The organism is Allobosea sp. GW821-FHT03A12 (assembly GCF_058986765.1).
The window spans coordinates 548206-562210 of record NZ_JBYSVZ010000006.1 but is presented as its reverse complement, the minus strand read 5'-3'; the positions used below and the strand labels follow the sequence as shown (position 1 = coordinate 562210).

17 protein-coding genes are annotated in these 14005 nt (G+C 68.1%); 5 read left to right on the top strand and 12 right to left on the bottom strand.

The window, feature by feature from the left end; translation table 11 throughout:
- Positions 1-82 precede the first annotated feature (82 nt).
- The 11 genes from miaB to hslV form a co-directional block, all read right to left on the bottom strand.
- A complete protein-coding gene (gene miaB / locus AC3WLC_RS25095; RefSeq protein WP_493686624.1) occupies positions 83-1438 on the bottom strand; it encodes a tRNA (N6-isopentenyl adenosine(37)-C2)-methylthiotransferase MiaB in 1356 nt (451 codons plus the stop codon).
- Positions 1439-1562: 124 nt separating this feature from the next.
- The gene (locus AC3WLC_RS25090; RefSeq protein WP_493686623.1) at positions 1563-2360 is read right to left on the bottom strand and encodes a lysophospholipid acyltransferase family protein; all 798 of its coding nucleotides are present in this window, start codon (positions 2358-2360) and stop codon (positions 1563-1565) included.
- Between the two features lie 97 nt (positions 2361-2457).
- Positions 2458-2955 (bottom strand): GNAT family N-acetyltransferase, encoded by a 498-nt coding sequence (locus AC3WLC_RS25085; RefSeq protein WP_493686622.1) that lies wholly within the window; start codon positions 2953-2955, stop codon positions 2458-2460.
- 6 nt (positions 2956-2961) lie between these two features.
- Entirely contained in the window at positions 2962-3645 is a 684-nt protein-coding gene (gene tsaB, locus AC3WLC_RS25080) for a tRNA (adenosine(37)-N6)-threonylcarbamoyltransferase complex dimerization subunit type 1 TsaB (protein WP_493686621.1), read from the bottom strand.
- Between the two features lie 37 nt (positions 3646-3682).
- On the bottom strand, positions 3683-4249 hold the full coding sequence (locus AC3WLC_RS25075) for a NifU family protein (RefSeq protein ID WP_493686620.1): 567 nt from the start codon (positions 4247-4249) through the stop codon (positions 3683-3685).
- 147 nt (positions 4250-4396) lie between these two features.
- Complete coding sequence (locus tag AC3WLC_RS25070) at positions 4397-4891, bottom strand: universal stress protein (RefSeq protein ID WP_346358202.1); 495 nt, start codon at positions 4889-4891, stop codon at positions 4397-4399.
- Between the two features lie 86 nt (positions 4892-4977).
- Complete coding sequence (trpS, locus tag AC3WLC_RS25065) at positions 4978-6039, bottom strand: tryptophan--tRNA ligase (protein WP_493686619.1); 1062 nt, start codon at positions 6037-6039, stop codon at positions 4978-4980.
- Between the two features lie 53 nt (positions 6040-6092).
- On the bottom strand, positions 6093-7697 hold the full coding sequence (murJ, locus tag AC3WLC_RS25060) for a murein biosynthesis integral membrane protein MurJ (protein WP_493686618.1): 1605 nt from the start codon (positions 7695-7697) through the stop codon (positions 6093-6095).
- Complete coding sequence (hslU, locus tag AC3WLC_RS25055; protein WP_493686617.1) at positions 7694-9001, bottom strand: ATP-dependent protease ATPase subunit HslU; 1308 nt, start codon at positions 8999-9001, stop codon at positions 7694-7696. Before hslU ends, murJ begins: the two co-directional genes overlap by 4 nt.
- Positions 9001-9501: a GNAT family N-acetyltransferase gene (locus AC3WLC_RS25050; RefSeq protein WP_493686616.1), complete on the bottom strand. Its 501-nt coding sequence runs from the start codon at positions 9499-9501 to the stop codon at positions 9001-9003. The genes hslU and AC3WLC_RS25050 overlap by 1 nt, the downstream gene beginning before the upstream one ends.
- Positions 9498-10067, bottom strand: coding sequence for an ATP-dependent protease subunit HslV (gene hslV, locus AC3WLC_RS25045; RefSeq protein WP_171019662.1), 570 nt, complete (start codon positions 10065-10067; stop codon positions 9498-9500). Before hslV ends, AC3WLC_RS25050 begins: the two co-directional genes overlap by 4 nt.
- 42 nt (positions 10068-10109) lie before the next feature.
- Between hslV and AC3WLC_RS25040 the strand changes: the two genes are divergently transcribed.
- The 5 genes from AC3WLC_RS25040 to hisA are packed head-to-tail and all read left to right on the top strand — an operon-like array spanning position 10110 to position 13078.
- A complete protein-coding gene (locus AC3WLC_RS25040; RefSeq protein WP_493686615.1) occupies positions 10110-10556 on the top strand; it encodes a hypothetical protein in 447 nt (148 codons plus the stop codon).
- 58 nt (positions 10557-10614) lie between these two features.
- The gene (gene hisB / locus AC3WLC_RS25035; protein ID WP_493686614.1) at positions 10615-11202 is read left to right on the top strand and encodes an imidazoleglycerol-phosphate dehydratase HisB; all 588 of its coding nucleotides are present in this window, start codon (positions 10615-10617) and stop codon (positions 11200-11202) included.
- A 12-nt stretch (positions 11203-11214) separates the two neighbouring features.
- Positions 11215-11700 (top strand): DUF2628 domain-containing protein, encoded by a 486-nt coding sequence (locus AC3WLC_RS25030; RefSeq protein WP_493686613.1) that lies wholly within the window; start codon positions 11215-11217, stop codon positions 11698-11700.
- Positions 11697-12353: an imidazole glycerol phosphate synthase subunit HisH gene (gene hisH / locus AC3WLC_RS25025; protein ID WP_493686612.1), complete on the top strand. Its 657-nt coding sequence runs from the start codon at positions 11697-11699 to the stop codon at positions 12351-12353. The genes AC3WLC_RS25030 and hisH overlap by 4 nt, the downstream gene beginning before the upstream one ends.
- Entirely contained in the window at positions 12350-13078 is a 729-nt protein-coding gene (gene hisA / locus AC3WLC_RS25020; protein ID WP_493686611.1) for a 1-(5-phosphoribosyl)-5-[(5-phosphoribosylamino)methylideneamino] imidazole-4-carboxamide isomerase, read from the top strand. Before hisH ends, hisA begins: the two co-directional genes overlap by 4 nt.
- A 31-nt stretch (positions 13079-13109) precedes the next feature.
- On the opposite strand, the gene AC3WLC_RS25015 is transcribed toward hisA, so the two are convergent.
- Entirely contained in the window at positions 13110-13814 is a 705-nt protein-coding gene (locus AC3WLC_RS25015) for a carbonic anhydrase (RefSeq protein ID WP_493686610.1), read from the bottom strand.
- Positions 13815-14005: the final 191 nt, after the last annotated feature.

Below are 14005 nucleotides of genomic sequence, written 5' to 3'. Positions count from 1 at the left end.
CAGGCGCAGTCAAAAACCTTCACCGCCAAAAACCTTCACCGCAACGCCGACGCCATCATGACGCTACGCACCCCAAACTTGTTCAGGCAGCCAGCTCCGGCTGCTCGATCGCACGTCCGAACAGCGAATTCGACCCGGCCCGCTCGATTTCGACCATGACGCGATCGCCGATCCGGTGCGCCGCGCTCTCGATCTGGACAGCCTGCATATAGGGCGTCTTGCCGGCGAGCTGGCCGGGATGGCGGCCGGTCCGCTCGAGCAGCACCTCGACGGTGCGCCCGACCATGGCGTGGTTGAACTCCTGCCGGTGCTGCTCGACCAGGGCCTGCAGCCGGTAGAGCCGCTCGTCCATCACGCTGGGTGCGACCTGCTCGGAGAGCTCGGCCGCCGGCGTGCCGGGGCGCGGCGAATACTTGAATGAATAGGCCGAGGCGAAGCGGACATCGGCGATCAGCCGCATCGTCTCCTCGAAATCGGCATCGCTCTCGCCGGGGAAGCCGACGATGAAGTCGGAGGACAGCGCGATGTCGGGCCGCGCCTCGCGAATCCTGTCGATCAGGCGCCGGTATTCGTCGCCGGTATGCTTGCGGTTCATCGCCGCGAGGATCCGGTCGGAGCCGGCCTGCACCGGCAGGTGCAGGAACGGCATCATCTGCGGCAGGTCGCGATGGGCGGCGATGAGCTCCTCGGCCATGTCGCGCGGGTGGCTCGTCGTATAGCGGATGCGGGCGATGCCCGGCACCTCGGCGATCCTGCGCATCAACCGGGCCAGCGTCCAGACCCGGCCATCGGGACCATCGCCATGATAGGCGTTGACGTTCTGGCCGAGCAGGGAGACGTCCTGCACGCCGGCCTGCGCCAACCGTTCGACCTCGGCGATCACCTGCGCGACCGGGCGCGAGAATTCGGCGCCGCGCGTATAGGGCACGACGCAGAAGGCGCAGAACTTGTCGCAGCCTTCCTGCACGGTGACGAAGGCCGAGACGCCGCGGGCGAGGATCGCCGCGGGCTTCGGCGCCGGCAGGTGATCGAACTTGTCCTCGGGCGGCAATTCGGTGTCGACGACGCGGCCGCCCTTCGCCTGCGCCAGCAATTCGGGCAGGCGGTGATAGGTCTGCGGGCCGATGACGAGGTCGACGGCCGGTTGGCGGCGCTGGATTTCGGCGCCCTCGGCCTGCGCGACGCAGCCGGCGACGACGAGCTGGGTCTCGCGCCCCTGCGCTTTGCGCTCGCGCTTCAGGTCGCGCAGCTTGCCGAGCTCGGTATAGACCTTGTGCGCCGCGCGCTCGCGGATATGGCAGGTATTCAGCAGGATGAGGTCGGCGTCATCAGGCGTCGCAGTCTCGACATAGCCCTCCTGGCCCAGGACGTCGGCCATGCGCTGGCCGTCATAGACGTTCATCTGGCAGCCATAGGACTTGATGTGGACTTTCTTCATCAACGCTGATCCGGCCTCAACCGCGTCTCCTTATCCCAATCGCCCCGGGCATGGGAATCATATCGCCGTCGCTGGTCACCACGCAATATCCGGGCCGCAACAGTCCAAGCCGTTCGTATCTGGCTCAGGCGCGTGACCGGCCGGTGACGGCTTCCTGCCGTGCCCGGCGGATCGCGATCTCGGCGAGGCGCGTCGCCTCCTTGCGCGAGAGCTTGCGGCCCATCCGGATCGGCTCGCCCCAGGCGAGCTCGACGTCGATGGCGCCGGAATTGATCATCGCCCGGAAATGCGGCGCGAGTTCGGTGTCGCCATACCAGGACAGCGCTGAGCGCTCGGCCCGGCCGCCGCGCAGGCCGTGGAAGCCGGTATAGGTGACGCAGAGCGGATAGACCGTGGTCTCGGCCTCGTCCGCCCCGCGCACGGCTTCGTGAGCGGCCCCGAGCAGGGAGGAGCGCAGCGGCAGGACGCGCGTGCCGTCGCCGGTGGTGCCCTCGGCGAACAGTACCACCGACTGTCCGTTTTGCAGGCGCTTGCCCATCTCGCTGGCGACGCCGGCGGTGGCGCCGCGGCGCATCCGGTCGATGAAGACGGTGCGCTGCAGCGTCGAGAGCCAACCGATCACCGGCCAGGTCGCGACCTCGGCCTTGGCGACGAAGGAGAGCGGCCCGGTCGTGCCGATGACGGGGATGTCGAGCCAGGAGGTGTGGTTGGCGACAATCAGCCCGCCTTCGCCTGTCGGCGGAGGCGCGCCGCGCGTGGTGATGCGCACGCCGAAGCAGCGGCAGCCCAGTTTCTGGAACAGCCGTGTGAAATAGAACGGCCGCCCGAGGCGCATCGCGACGAGCTGCGGCGGAATCAGGATAAGCGTGCCGAAGACGAGCAGCGCGAGCCGCACCATGGCGCCGGGACGGAGGCCTTTCATGCTGGGCCGTTCATTCTGCGCGCAGGCGCTCCAAGTTTTGCGGAACCGGCTATAATCGGACCTCCGACAGCCGTCTACGCCGGCGGCACGACGAGGATCAGCCGAGTTCGCGGCGCATCACCAGGGCCGCGACGCGGCTGCCGTCCGGTTTCGGGTAGTAACCCTCGCGGCGGCCGACGGTCTCGAAGCCGAGACGCTGGTAGAGTCCGATCGCCGGCGCATTTCCCTCCTCGACCTCGAGGAAGAGCCGCACCGCCCCGCGCGCCGCCAATTGCGCGAGATGAGCGCAGAGCAGCGTCTGCCCCAGGCCGGAGCGGCGCCTGCCGCCGGCCACGACGATGCTGAGGATCTCGGCCTCGTCGGCAGCTAGCCGCGACATCACGAAGCCGCAGGGCTCGCCGGCGCTGCCGATGAAGACGCCGTCGGTCACCACGGCCCGGTCGGCAAGCAAGGCCGCACATTCGCCGGGCTCCCATGGCCGCGCGAAGCCGCCCTGGTGATGCAGGGCAGCGACCTGGCGGGCATGGCGGACGTCGAGCGGACCGCTGCGGCCAGCCTTCGGCCGGCGCCTGAGCAGGGATTGGAACCAGTCCATCGCCAGCTAGCGCCGCGGCAGCCGGGCGCGGTCCTGCGGCGTCGTTTCCGGCGCCTTGAGATAGAGCGGGCGCGGCGGAGCGCTCTCGGGGTCGGCGATCATCCCGAGCCGTGCCACCCAGGTCACGTCCGGCGCCTTGGCGTCGTCGACGACGAGCGCGTCGAGCCCGATCGCCCAGGCCTCGTTGGCGACGGCAAGCGCCGCCGAGCCGACCAGCGAGACCGGGCCGGCGCCGATGGCGCGGGCCGCATCGCGATGGTTGACCTGGCGCACCGAGACCAGCTGCTTGCCCTGCGCGTTCATCGCCTGGAACCAGACCTGGCCGTGCTTGGCGTCGACCGCGGCGGCGACGACGCGCCCGCCCTCGCGGCCGATGAAGGGCGCGGCGCTGGCGGCCAGCGTCGAGATCCCGATGGCGGGAATGCCGGCGGCGAGCGCGATCCCCCGGGCCGCGCTGATGCCGACGCGCAGGCCGGTATAGCTGCCGGGGCCGATGGTCACGGCGACGCGGTCGAGCGAAGAGAAGCCGCCCTCGACCTTGGCCATCACGCGCTCGATCATCGGCATCAGCGCCTCGGCATGGCCGCGCTCCATCGCGGTCTGCTCGATCGCGACCGGCTCGGGCTCGCCTGCATCGAGCACGCAGGCCGAGCAGGCGCCGAGCGCGGTGTCTATCGCGAGGATGCGCATCAAGCTTAGGTCCGGTCGGGTGCGATGCGGATGGTGATCAAACCGCCTCGACCTCGCGCACCTGCGGCAGGAAATGCCGCAGCAGGTTCTGGATGCCGTGCTTCAGGGTCGCCGTCGAGGACGGGCAGCCCGAGCAGGAGCCCTTCATCACGAGATAGACGGTGCCGTCCTTGTAGCCGCGGAAGGTGATGTCACCGCCGTCGCCGGCGACGGCCGGGCGGATGCGGGTCTCCAGCAGCTCCTTGATGGTGTCGACGGTCGCGGCGTCCTCCTCGGCGAAGAACTCGTCCTCGCTTTCGGCGAGCTCGTCGATTGGGGCGCTGTCGCTCATCAGCGGCGCGCCGGACATGTAGTGTTCCATGATCGCGCCGAGGATGGCGGGCTTGAGATGCGGCCACTCGCCCTCTGCCTTGGTCACGGTGATGAAGTCGGAGCCGAAGAACACGGCCGAGACGCCCTTGACGCCGAACAGGCGTGTCGCGAGCGGCGAGCGCTCGGCCAGGGCGGGGTCGCGCAATTCGATCGGGCCCTGCGGCGAGACGCTGCGGCCCGGCAGGAATTTCAGGGTGGCGGGGTTGGGCGTGGCTTCGGTCTGGATGAACATGGCTTTGTCTCCGGCGCCGGCGGGTCAAGGCCGCCGTTCCTGTTCCCGATATAGGCCGGACGCTAGAATCATTCCAGCGGTTGCGACAAGCATGTCCAGGCGAAGTGGAAGCCGGTTCGCCGTCAGGACATGCGGCAATTTAACTGATCAGGCGAGCGCGTCGATTTCCTCGTCGGCGAGATGGCCGGGAACGATCGCGACCGGGATCGGGAAGCTGCCGGCGCCCTTGCCGGCGAGCGCGGCGACGAGCGGGCCCGGCCCGTCGCGGCCGGTGCCGGCTGCGAGCACCAGCAACGAGATGTCCTCGTCGGCCTCGATCAGCTTGACCATCTCGTCGGCCTTGATGCCGGTGCGCACGACTTTCTCGGGCTCCAGCCCGGCCAGTGAGCGCACGGCAGCGGCGGCTGCGTCGATCAGTTCCTGTGCCTCGGCCTCGGCATCGGCCTGCACCATGTCGCCGACGCCGAGCCAGGTCTCGTCCGGCGGCGGGGTCACCACCCCGAGCAGCACGATCGAGGCGCCGAGGCGCGCGCAGCGCCGCGCCGCGAAGCGCACCGCCTTCGAGCATTCCTCGCTATCGTCGACGACAGCGAGGAATTTCGGGCGATGGCCCGTCTCATAGGACCGCCGTCTCTTGACCATTGCTGTCGCCTGCCGCCGTTTCAGGACTTGTCATGGTGACAGGCGTCGCAAGGTCAGCGCAAGCCTCTCTCGCGACACCCGCCGGATCAGCGCCGGCGCACGAAGCCGGTGATGTCCTTGACATCCAGCATGATCGGCGCGGCGATCGCGGCGGCGCGGTCGGCGCCGTCGCTGAGGATGGCGTCGATATGGCTGGGATCGGCGAGGAGGCGCCGCATCTCGTCGGCGATCGGCGCGAGCTTGCCAACGGCGAGCTCGACCAGCGCCGCCTTGAAGCCGGAGAACTGGCTGCCGCCGAATTGTCCGAGCACCTGCGCCTTGGTCTCGCCGGAGAGGCCGGCATAAATCCCGACCAGGTTCTCGGCTTCGGCGCGGCCCTCCAGCCCCTTTTCCTCGGACGGCAGCGCCTCCGGATCGGTCTTCGCCTTGCGGATCTTCTGGGCGATCATGTCGGCATCATCGGTCAGGTTGATGCGCGAGTAATCCGACGGGTCCGACTTCGACATCTTCTTGGTGCCGTCGCGCAGGCTCATCACCCGCGGCGCCGGGCCCTGGATCATCGGCTCGGGCAGCGGGAAATAGCCGAGGTCGCCGGTGCCGAGGTTAAGCTCGGCGATGCGCTCGGCGAAGTCGTTGTTGAACTTCTGGGCGATGTCGCGGGTCAGCTCGAGATGCTGCTTCTGGTCCTCGCCGACCGGAACATGCGTCGCCTTGTAGAGCAGGATGTCGGCCGCCATCAGCACGGGATAGTCGTAGAGCCCGACCGAGGCGTTCTCGCGGTCCTTGCCGGCCTTTTCCTTGAACTGGGTCATGCGGTTGAGCCAGCCGAGCCGCGCGATCGTGTTGAACACCCAGGCGAGCTCGGCATGGCCGGAGACCTGGCTCTGGTTGAAGATGATGCTCTTCTTCGGATCGACGCCGGCAGCGATATAGGCCGCCGCGACCTCGCGCGTGGCGCGGGTCAGTTCGGCTGGCCCGCCCCAGACGTCGAGCCCCTGCGTGATCGCGTGCATGTCGACGACGCAATAGATGCAGTCATGGGTCTTCTGCATCGCGACCCAGTTCACCAGCGCGCCGAGATAATTGCCGAGATGGAGCGTCGAGGTCGGCTGCATGCCGGAGAAGACGCGGGGAGAGAAAGCGGCCATGGGGCGCTCCGTCGTCAGGGCGGAAAAATCCTGAGAGTCGGGGGTCGATCCGCTCAGGAACGCGGCGTTCTGACGGAAGCGCCGCGAAGGCGCAAGAGCCGTGGCGGTAGGACAGCGTCGAAAGCACCGAGCAGGAAGCCGGCAACGGCGTAGACCGCAGCACCCGTGCAGCACAGCACCGCCAGCCCGCCGGCGCGCCATAGGGCCGGCTGATCCGGGCCCAACGCTGAGAGGAGCGGCCTGATCGTGGCCTCGAGTGCCGTGACCATGAGCATGGCGGCCATGATGATGGCGAGGAGCATCCTGGCATCGGCCCAGCGCGGCCGCCATAGCCTGATCTGCCACAGATGGAGGCCGAGCAGCCCCGCCTGGACGATGAAGGCGAGGCTCGCAGCCAGAGCGCCGATCACCGCCGCATCGCGCCAGCCCAGCAGGACGTAGCCCGCGATCGCCGCCACGGCGACCGCGGCGAATCCGGCGATCAGCGGCAGGCGTGGCAGCCGGCGCACGAAATAGACCTGCCCGAAGACCTTGGCGGCGAGCGCGAAGGGCAGGCCGCAGGCGAAGGCGGCGAGCGCTGCGGCGGTGCGCTCGCGATCGGCGGCGTTGAACTGCCCGTTCTCGAACAGAACCGAGACGATCGGCTCGGCCAGCACGAACAAGGCCGTGGCGGCCGGGATCGCCAGCGCCAGCCCGAGCGCCAGCGCCCGGCCGAGCAGGGCGTCGTGATCTGCCTGCGACCGCTCACTGGCCATGGCCGAGAGCACGACCGTGCCCATGGCGACGCCGAAGAAGGAGAGTGGCAGCTGGAAGACGCGGTCGGCATAATACAGCGCCGAGACCGAGCCGGGTTCGGTCGAGGCGATCTGCGTCGAGATCAGCAGCACGAGCTGGGCGGCCGAGGCGGCGAGCAGCGTCGCACCGCCTGTCCTGACCAGTCGGGTCATGTCCGGCGACCAGCGCAGGCTGGGCCGCGGCAGGCCGATGCCGTGCAGGCGCCACAGAATCATGACGAGATGAGCGAGGCCGGTCAGGCTGAGGCAAGCGGCGAGCAGTGTCGCGCTGGCATGGCTGTCGCCGCCGCGAAACAGCGCGAACAGCAAGGCCGCGAGCAAGATCGCGTTCATTAGGGCTGGTGCCAGCGCCGCCACGGTGAAGCGCCCCTCGGCATTGAGCAGCGCCGCGAGCAAGGCCGCGAGCGTGGTCAGCAGCACGAAGGGCAGCATCAGCCGGGTGTAGAAGGCGGCGAGCGCCAGTGTCTGCGGCTCATCAGCGAAGCCACCGGCCAGACCGAGCACGACCCAGGGCGCGAAGATCTCGGCCAGGACGACGAAACCGAGCAGCAACAGGCCGAGCTGGCTCGCGGCTGCGCCGGCGAAGCCCTTGGCATCGTCCTCGCCGCGCTCGGCTTTGATCGCGAGATAGAGCGGCACGAAGGGGGCATTCAGCCCGCCTTCGCCGAGTATGCGCCGCACCAGATTGGGCAGGCGCAAGGCCGCCAGGAACGCATCTGCCACTGGGCCTACGCCGAGCAGGCGCGCGATCAGAACGTCGCGGGCAAAGCCGAGCAGGCGCGACAGGATCGTCGCCGCGCCGACGATGAGGGAATCGCGGGCGAGGCGAGAGGATGGGGGCTCAGCCTCGCCCGCAGGGCTCACAGAATGAACCGGCTCAAATCCGCATTCTTGGCGAGGTCGCCGATGCGCGCTTCGACATAAGCCGCATCGATCGTCACGCTCTCACCGCCGCGATCGGTCGCAGTGAACGAGATCTCGTCGAGGATGCGCTCGATCACGGTCTGGAGCCTGCGGGCGCCAATGTTCTCGACGGTCGAGTTCACTTCGACCGCGATGCGGGCGATCGCCGCGACAGCATCCGGCGTGAAGTCGATCGTGACCTGCTCGGTCGCCAGCATCGCCACCGACTGCTTGATCAGGCTGGCCTCGGTCTCGGTCAGGATGCGCTTGAAGTCCTCGACATCGAGCGGCGAGAGCTCGACTCGGATCGGCAGGCGCCCCTGCAGCTCCGGCAGGAGATCCGACGGCTTCGAGACATGGAAGGCACCCGACGCGATGAACAGGATGTGGTCGCTCTTCACCGGCCCGTGCTTGGTCGCGACGGTGGTGCCCTCGATCAGCGGCAGGAGGTCGCGCTGCACGCCCTCGCGCGAGACGTCGGCGCCGCCGCGGCCTTCGCGGGCGCAGATCTTGTCGATCTCGTCGAGGAAGACGATGCCGTTGTTCTCGACCTCGCGGATCGCGGCCTGGACTATCGCATCCTGGTCGATCAGCTTGTCGCTCTCCTCGGCGAGCAGCGGTGCATAGGCGTCCTTGACCAGCACGCGCTTGGGCTTGCCGCGTTGCCCGAAGGCCTTGCCGAGCATGTCGGAAAGATTGATCGCGCCGATCGAGGCGCCGGGCATGCCGGGCACCTCGAACATCGGCGCGCCCGAGGCGGCCGAGGCGATCTCGACCTCGATCTCCTTGTCGTCGAGCTCGTTGCTGCGCAGCTTGCGGCGGAAGGAGTCGCGGGTGGTCGCGCTCGCCGTCGGCCCGACCAGGGCGTCGAGCACGCGCTCCTCGGCCGCGACATGCGCCTTGGCCTCGACATCCTTGCGCCGGCTCTCACGGACGAGGCCGATCGCGACCTCGACCAGGTCGCGCACGATCGATTCGACGTCGCGGCCGACATAGCCGACCTCGGTGAACTTCGTCGCCTCGACCTTGAGGAAGGGCGCGTTCGCCAGCTTGGCGAGCCGGCGGGCGATCTCGGTCTTGCCGCAGCCGGTCGGCCCGATCATCAGGATGTTCTTGGGCGCGACCTCCTCGCGCAGCGGCCCTTCCAGCTGCTGCCGGCGCCAGCGATTGCGCAGCGCGATCGCGACGGCGCGCTTGGCGTCCTTCTGGCCGACGATGAAGCGGTCGAGCTCGGATACGATCTCGCGGGGGGAAAACGACGTCATCAAACAGGTTCCTGGATCATGATCAGCGCGGGGCCGTCGCCGGTCTCGCGGATGTCGAGGGCCGTGAAGCCCGCCTTCTCATAGGCGCGGATCGCGGCGAGGTTCTCCGGATCGGGGTCGATCACTACCCGCGGCGCGCCCTGTTCAAGCAGATGCCGGGTGAAGGCGCCGATGAAGCGGGTGCCATGGCCCTGTCCGAGCATGTCGGCCTCGCCGATGAACTGGTCGATGCCGCGCGTGCCGGCCGGCTGGTCCTGCAACGGATAATCGGGCCAGACGGACGGATCCCAGCTCTGCTGATGGGCGAAGGGCCGCCCGTCATGGCTGACGATCAGCGCCTCCATGCTGGGATCGCCGAAGATGCGCGCGATCTCGGCGAGTTCCTCATCGGGATCGCCCCACCAGCGCCGGACATGGTCCTGTTCGAGCCAGCGCGCCAGCATCGGGAAATCGTCTGGTGTCGCAGGGGCGAAGGCGTAGCCGTCGGCGACGAAATTCATGCGGTCTCCAGGCTTTCGATGACGAGCGAGTGATTGGTGTAGACGCAGATGTCGCCGGCGATCTTCATCGCCTTGCGCACGATCGTCTCGGCATCGGCCTCGCCATCGACCAAGGCTCTGGCCGCCGCGAGCGCATAATTGCCGCCGGAGCCGATCGCCATCACCGAGCCATGCTCGGAGGGTTCAGGCTCCAGAACGTCGCCGGTGCCGGAGATCAGCAGCGAGACCTCCTTGTCGGCGACGAGCAGCATGGCTTCGAGCCGGCGCAGATAGCGGTCGGTGCGCCAGTCCTTGGCGAGCTCGACGCAGGCACGCAGGAGCTGCGTCGGGAACTGCTCCAGCTTGGCTTCAAGCCGCTCGAACAGGGTGAAGGCGTCGGCGGTCGCGCCGGCGAAGCCCGCAATCACCGCGCCCTTGGCGAGGCGGCGGACCTTCTTGGCATTGCCCTTCATGATGGTCGGGCCGAGCGAGACCTGGCCGTCGCCGCCGATTACGACCCGGCCGCCTTTGCGCACCATCAGGATGGTGGTCGCGTGCATCACGGGGGCGTTGCTAGTCTCTGACATTGCGATTCGGTCTCGGATAAACGGTCAACAGGAACCGCCAAGATGTTCAGGCTGAAGCCCGGTATCAAGAGCGACCCGGTCAAACGCTGGAATCTGTCCGAGCGGGTCTTCTTCGCCTGCGGCGCCTGCCACATCCTTGCCTATGCCTTCCTGGAGGCCTATCCGGAGCATGGTTTTCGCGCTGTCTGGATCAGGCCGGCCGAGGGCTTCACCGGCAACCACGTCTTCGTCACCGACGGCGAGACGGCCTTCGATTTTCACGGCTATCGCCGCGAGGCGGCGCTGATCGCGCATCATTGGGCCAAGGGCCGGCTCTGGTGGCCGGGCTGGGGCGGGACGCTCGTACCCTTGCCGCAGGATCTCCTGGTCAGTGAGGCCAAATCGAAGACCTATGACGGCCTTTGGCTGCGCGAGCCCGGCCAGTTCCTGCACGATGCCTTGCCACGGGCGCGCGCTTTCCTCGGGCGCTTTGGTCCGCCGCCGGGATAGCGATCCGCTCCGGCGCCTGCTAAAGCGGGCTCGGTTTTCAGGCGTTACAGAGGTCAGCATGCGTTCGGGCGAAGTGAAGCGCCGCACCAACGAGACCGACATCGCGGTCAAGCTCGTGCTCGATGGCACGGGCAAGGCCGAGATTGCGACCGGAGTCGGCTTCTTCGACCATATGCTCGACCTCTTCGCCCGCCATTCGCTGATCGACACCACGGTCAAGGTGAAGGGCGACACCCATATCGACGACCACCACTCGGTCGAGGATGCCGGCATCGCGCTCGGTGAGGCGCTCAAAGCAGCGCTCGGCGACAAGAAGGGCATCCGCCGCTATGCCGACGTCCATCTGCCGATGGACGAGACGCTGACCCGCGTCGCGGTCGACGTCTCCGGCAGGCCCTTCCTGGTCTTCCGGACTGAGTTCAAGGCAGAGAAGATCGGCACTTTCGACACCGAGCTGGTGCGCGAGTTCTTCCAGGCCTTCGCCATCAATGCGGGCCTGACCCTGCATGTCGAGACACTCTATGGCGACAATGCCCACCATATCGCCGAGAGCTGCTTCAAAGGCCTGGCGCGGGCGTTGCGTCTGGCGCTTGAGGTCGATCCGCGCGAGGGCGGCCGCGTGCCCTCGACCAAGGGCGCTTTGTAAGGGATCGCTGCCATGGCGTTCTATCAGGCTCTGATCCCGCCGCCGGGCGCCGGCGGCCTGCGCGAGGAGGTCGAGCAGGCCCGGCTCCTGCCGGAGAGCTTCACCTTCTCGGCTTTCGTCTTCGGCGGCGTCTGGCTGCTCTACAAGCGGCTCTGGCTCGCCTTCGTCCTCTATGCGCTGGTCTGGGGCGGGCTGGTCTATGCCCAGCGCCAGCTCGGCTTCGCCATCGGCGCGGTCGCGCTGTCGCAGATGGCGCTCGGGCTTTTCCTCGGCTTCGAGGGCCAGAACCTGATCGCGCGCAAGCTGCTGCGAAAGGGCTGGCGGCTGGTCGACGTGGTCGAGGCGCCGGACCTCTCCAGCGCGGAGCGCCGCTTCTTCGAGCGGGCTTTGCCGGCCGGCGCGCCGCCGCGCATCGTCGAGACGGCGCCGGCTCCCGTGCGCTTCGCGCCAAGCTCCGCGCCGGTGATCGGTCTCTTTCCGGAAGCGAACGGGCGATGAGCCAGACCGTCACCATCGTCGACTACGGCTCGGGCAATTTGCACTCGGCCGCCAAGGCCTTCGAGCGCGCCGCTGCCGAAGCCGGCATCGCCGCGACCATCCGCGTTACAAGCGACCCGGCAGAGGTCCGCGCCGCCGACCGCATCGTGCTGCCCGGCGTCGGCGCCTTCGCCGATTGCCGGCGCGGGCTCGACGCCGTCTCCGGCATGGTCGAGGCGCTGGAGGAGACCGTCCGCGGCAAGGGCCGGCCTTTCCTCGGCATCTGCGTCGGCATGCAATTGATGGCGAGCCGCGGCCTCGAATACGTCACCACGAATGGCCTTGGCTGGATCGCTGGCGACGTCGCGCTGATCCGTCCGCAGGACGACGCCCTGAAGATCCCGCATATGGGCTGGAACACGCTGCACCCGCAGGACGAGCACCGGCTGCTCGCCGGCATCGAGACCGGCCCTTCCGGCTGGCACGCCTATTTCGTCCACTCCTATGCGCTGACGGCCGCGAAGCCGCAGGAGGTTCTGGCGCTGACCGATTACGGCGGCCCGGTCACCGCTATCGTCGCGAGGGACAACATCGCCGGCACACAGTTTCACCCCGAGAAGAGCCAGAAGCTCGGCCTCAAGCTGATCGGCAATTTCCTGAGGTGGGCACCGTGATCCTCTTCCCCGCCATCGACCTCAAGGAAGGCCGCTGCGTCCGCCTGAAGCAGGGCGACATGGACCAGGCGACGATCTTCAACGACGATCCCGCTGCCCAGGCCGCGACCTTCGAGGCCCAGGGATTTGAGTGGCTGCATGTCGTCGATCTCGATGGCGCCTTCGCCGGCAAGCCGATGAACGCGGCTGCGGTCGAAGCGATCCTGAAGCGCGTGCGCTTCCCGGTGCAGCTCGGCGGCGGCATCCGCGACATGAAGACGGTCGAGGGCTGGCTCGGTAAAGGCATCGCCCGCGTCATCATCGGCACCGCCGCGGTGCGTGATCCCGGCTTCGTTCGCGAGGCGGCCAAGGCGTTTCCGGGCAAGGTCGCTGTCGGCATCGACGCGCGCGACGGCTTCGTCGCGGTCGAAGGCTGGGCCGAGACCTCGGCGCTTGCTGCCGACGATCTCGGCCGCCGCTTCGAGGACGCCGGCGTCGCTGCGATCGTCTACACCGACATCGCCCGCGACGGCATGCTCCAGGGCATCAACTGGGACGGCACGATCGCGCTCGCCCATGCGCTGACGATCCCGGTGATCGCCTCTGGCGGGCTCGCCTCCATGGCCGATATCGAGCGCCTCTGCGCGCCCGATGCCGCAATCCTCGAAGGCGCGATCACCGGCCGCGCCCTCTATGACGGCCGGATCGACCCGGCGGCGGCGCTGGCGCGGCTGGCGGCGGCCTGAGAAGGCCGCCGGCCGGCAGGGTGTTGGGTGCCTAGACCAGCTCGACCTTGCCGGTCGCCAGATCGTAGACACCGCCGACGACGTTGAGCTGCTTCTGCACGAGGCGCTGCGACAGGATTGGCGTCGCCTTCTGCAGCTTGGCGACGTTGAGCCTGACATTGGCTATGGTGGCGGCCTTCAGCAGGTCGGCCGCCCCCTCCTTCTGCGCCGCGAGCACAGCCGGCCTGATCGCATTGGTCAGTGACGGCAGGCGTCCCGGCAGCTTGGTCTTGTTCTTGACCACGTCGATGGTCGCCGAGACGGCACCGCAATTGCTGTGGCCGAGCACCAGGATGAGCTGCGAGCCCAGCACCTGCGCGCCATATTCGAGGCTCGCCAACACGTCGGCATTGACGAAATTGCCGGCGACGCGGGTGACGAAGAGCTGGCCCGGCCCCTGATCGAAGGCGAGTTCCGGCGCGACGCGCGAATCGGCGCAGCTCAGAATCGAGGCGAAGGGCGCCTGCGAATCGGCGCGCGCTACCCGCCCGGCCGAGAAGTCGCGCTCGCTGAGATTCCCCGAAACATAGCGGGCATTGCCGTCCACCAGCCGCTTCAGGGCTTCGTCGGGGCCGACCGCGGCCGATTGCGCCAGCAAAGGCATGGGCAGCGCGCTGGCGAGGGCCAAGCCGGCGCCGGCGGCAAACAGCCTGCGACGCGTAAGCTTGCTGGCGGCCGAAACACAATGATCGCACATCGTCGCAATCCTCGCATGGGTAGGATGCGCTTCGGCACGCTTCGGGATCAGCGCGCGGCGCGTGCTTTGTCAGCGCTGCCGATGCTAGGCTTCCCCGACGGCAACTGACAGCGCAAATCGTGCAATGATCGATCCGGCTGGCACGAGCGTGAACGACGGGTGAACCGGCCGGCTCGCGGTCTTTCGACCAC

Bases quoted from the DNA above. Each gene is read 5' to 3' on its own strand.
- trpS (WP_493686619.1), bottom strand. From the start codon at position 6,039: ATGGCCGCTTTCTCTCCCCGCGTCTTCTCCGGCATGCAGCCGACCTCG.
- hslU (WP_493686617.1), bottom strand. From the start codon at position 9,001: ATGACGTCGTTTTCCCCCCGCGAGATCGTATCCGAGCTCGACCGCTTC.
- AC3WLC_RS25030 (WP_493686613.1), top strand. From the start codon at position 11,215: ATGGCGTTCTATCAGGCTCTGATCCCGCCGCCGGGCGCCGGCGGCCTG.
- AC3WLC_RS25050 (WP_493686616.1), bottom strand. From the start codon at position 9,501: ATGAATTTCGTCGCCGACGGCTACGCCTTCGCCCCTGCGACACCAGAC.
- AC3WLC_RS25075 (WP_493686620.1), bottom strand. From the start codon at position 4,249: ATGTTCATCCAGACCGAAGCCACGCCCAACCCCGCCACCCTGAAATTC.
- AC3WLC_RS25090 (WP_493686623.1), bottom strand. From the start codon at position 2,360: ATGAAAGGCCTCCGTCCCGGCGCCATGGTGCGGCTCGCGCTGCTCGTC.
- miaB (WP_493686624.1), bottom strand. From the start codon at position 1,438: ATGAAGAAAGTCCACATCAAGTCCTATGGCTGCCAGATGAACGTCTAT.
- hslV (WP_171019662.1), bottom strand. From the start codon at position 10,067: ATGTCAGAGACTAGCAACGCCCCCGTGATGCACGCGACCACCATCCTG.
- AC3WLC_RS25040 (WP_493686615.1), top strand. From the start codon at position 10,110: ATGTTCAGGCTGAAGCCCGGTATCAAGAGCGACCCGGTCAAACGCTGG.
- AC3WLC_RS25085 (WP_493686622.1), bottom strand. From the start codon at position 2,955: ATGGACTGGTTCCAATCCCTGCTCAGGCGCCGGCCGAAGGCTGGCCGC.
- hisH (WP_493686612.1), top strand. From the start codon at position 11,697: ATGAGCCAGACCGTCACCATCGTCGACTACGGCTCGGGCAATTTGCAC.
- AC3WLC_RS25015 (WP_493686610.1), bottom strand. From the start codon at position 13,814: ATGTGCGATCATTGTGTTTCGGCCGCCAGCAAGCTTACGCGTCGCAGG.
- AC3WLC_RS25070 (WP_346358202.1), bottom strand. From the start codon at position 4,891: ATGGTCAAGAGACGGCGGTCCTATGAGACGGGCCATCGCCCGAAATTC.
- hisB (WP_493686614.1), top strand. From the start codon at position 10,615: ATGCGTTCGGGCGAAGTGAAGCGCCGCACCAACGAGACCGACATCGCG.
- tsaB (WP_493686621.1), bottom strand. From the start codon at position 3,645: ATGCGCATCCTCGCGATAGACACCGCGCTCGGCGCCTGCTCGGCCTGC.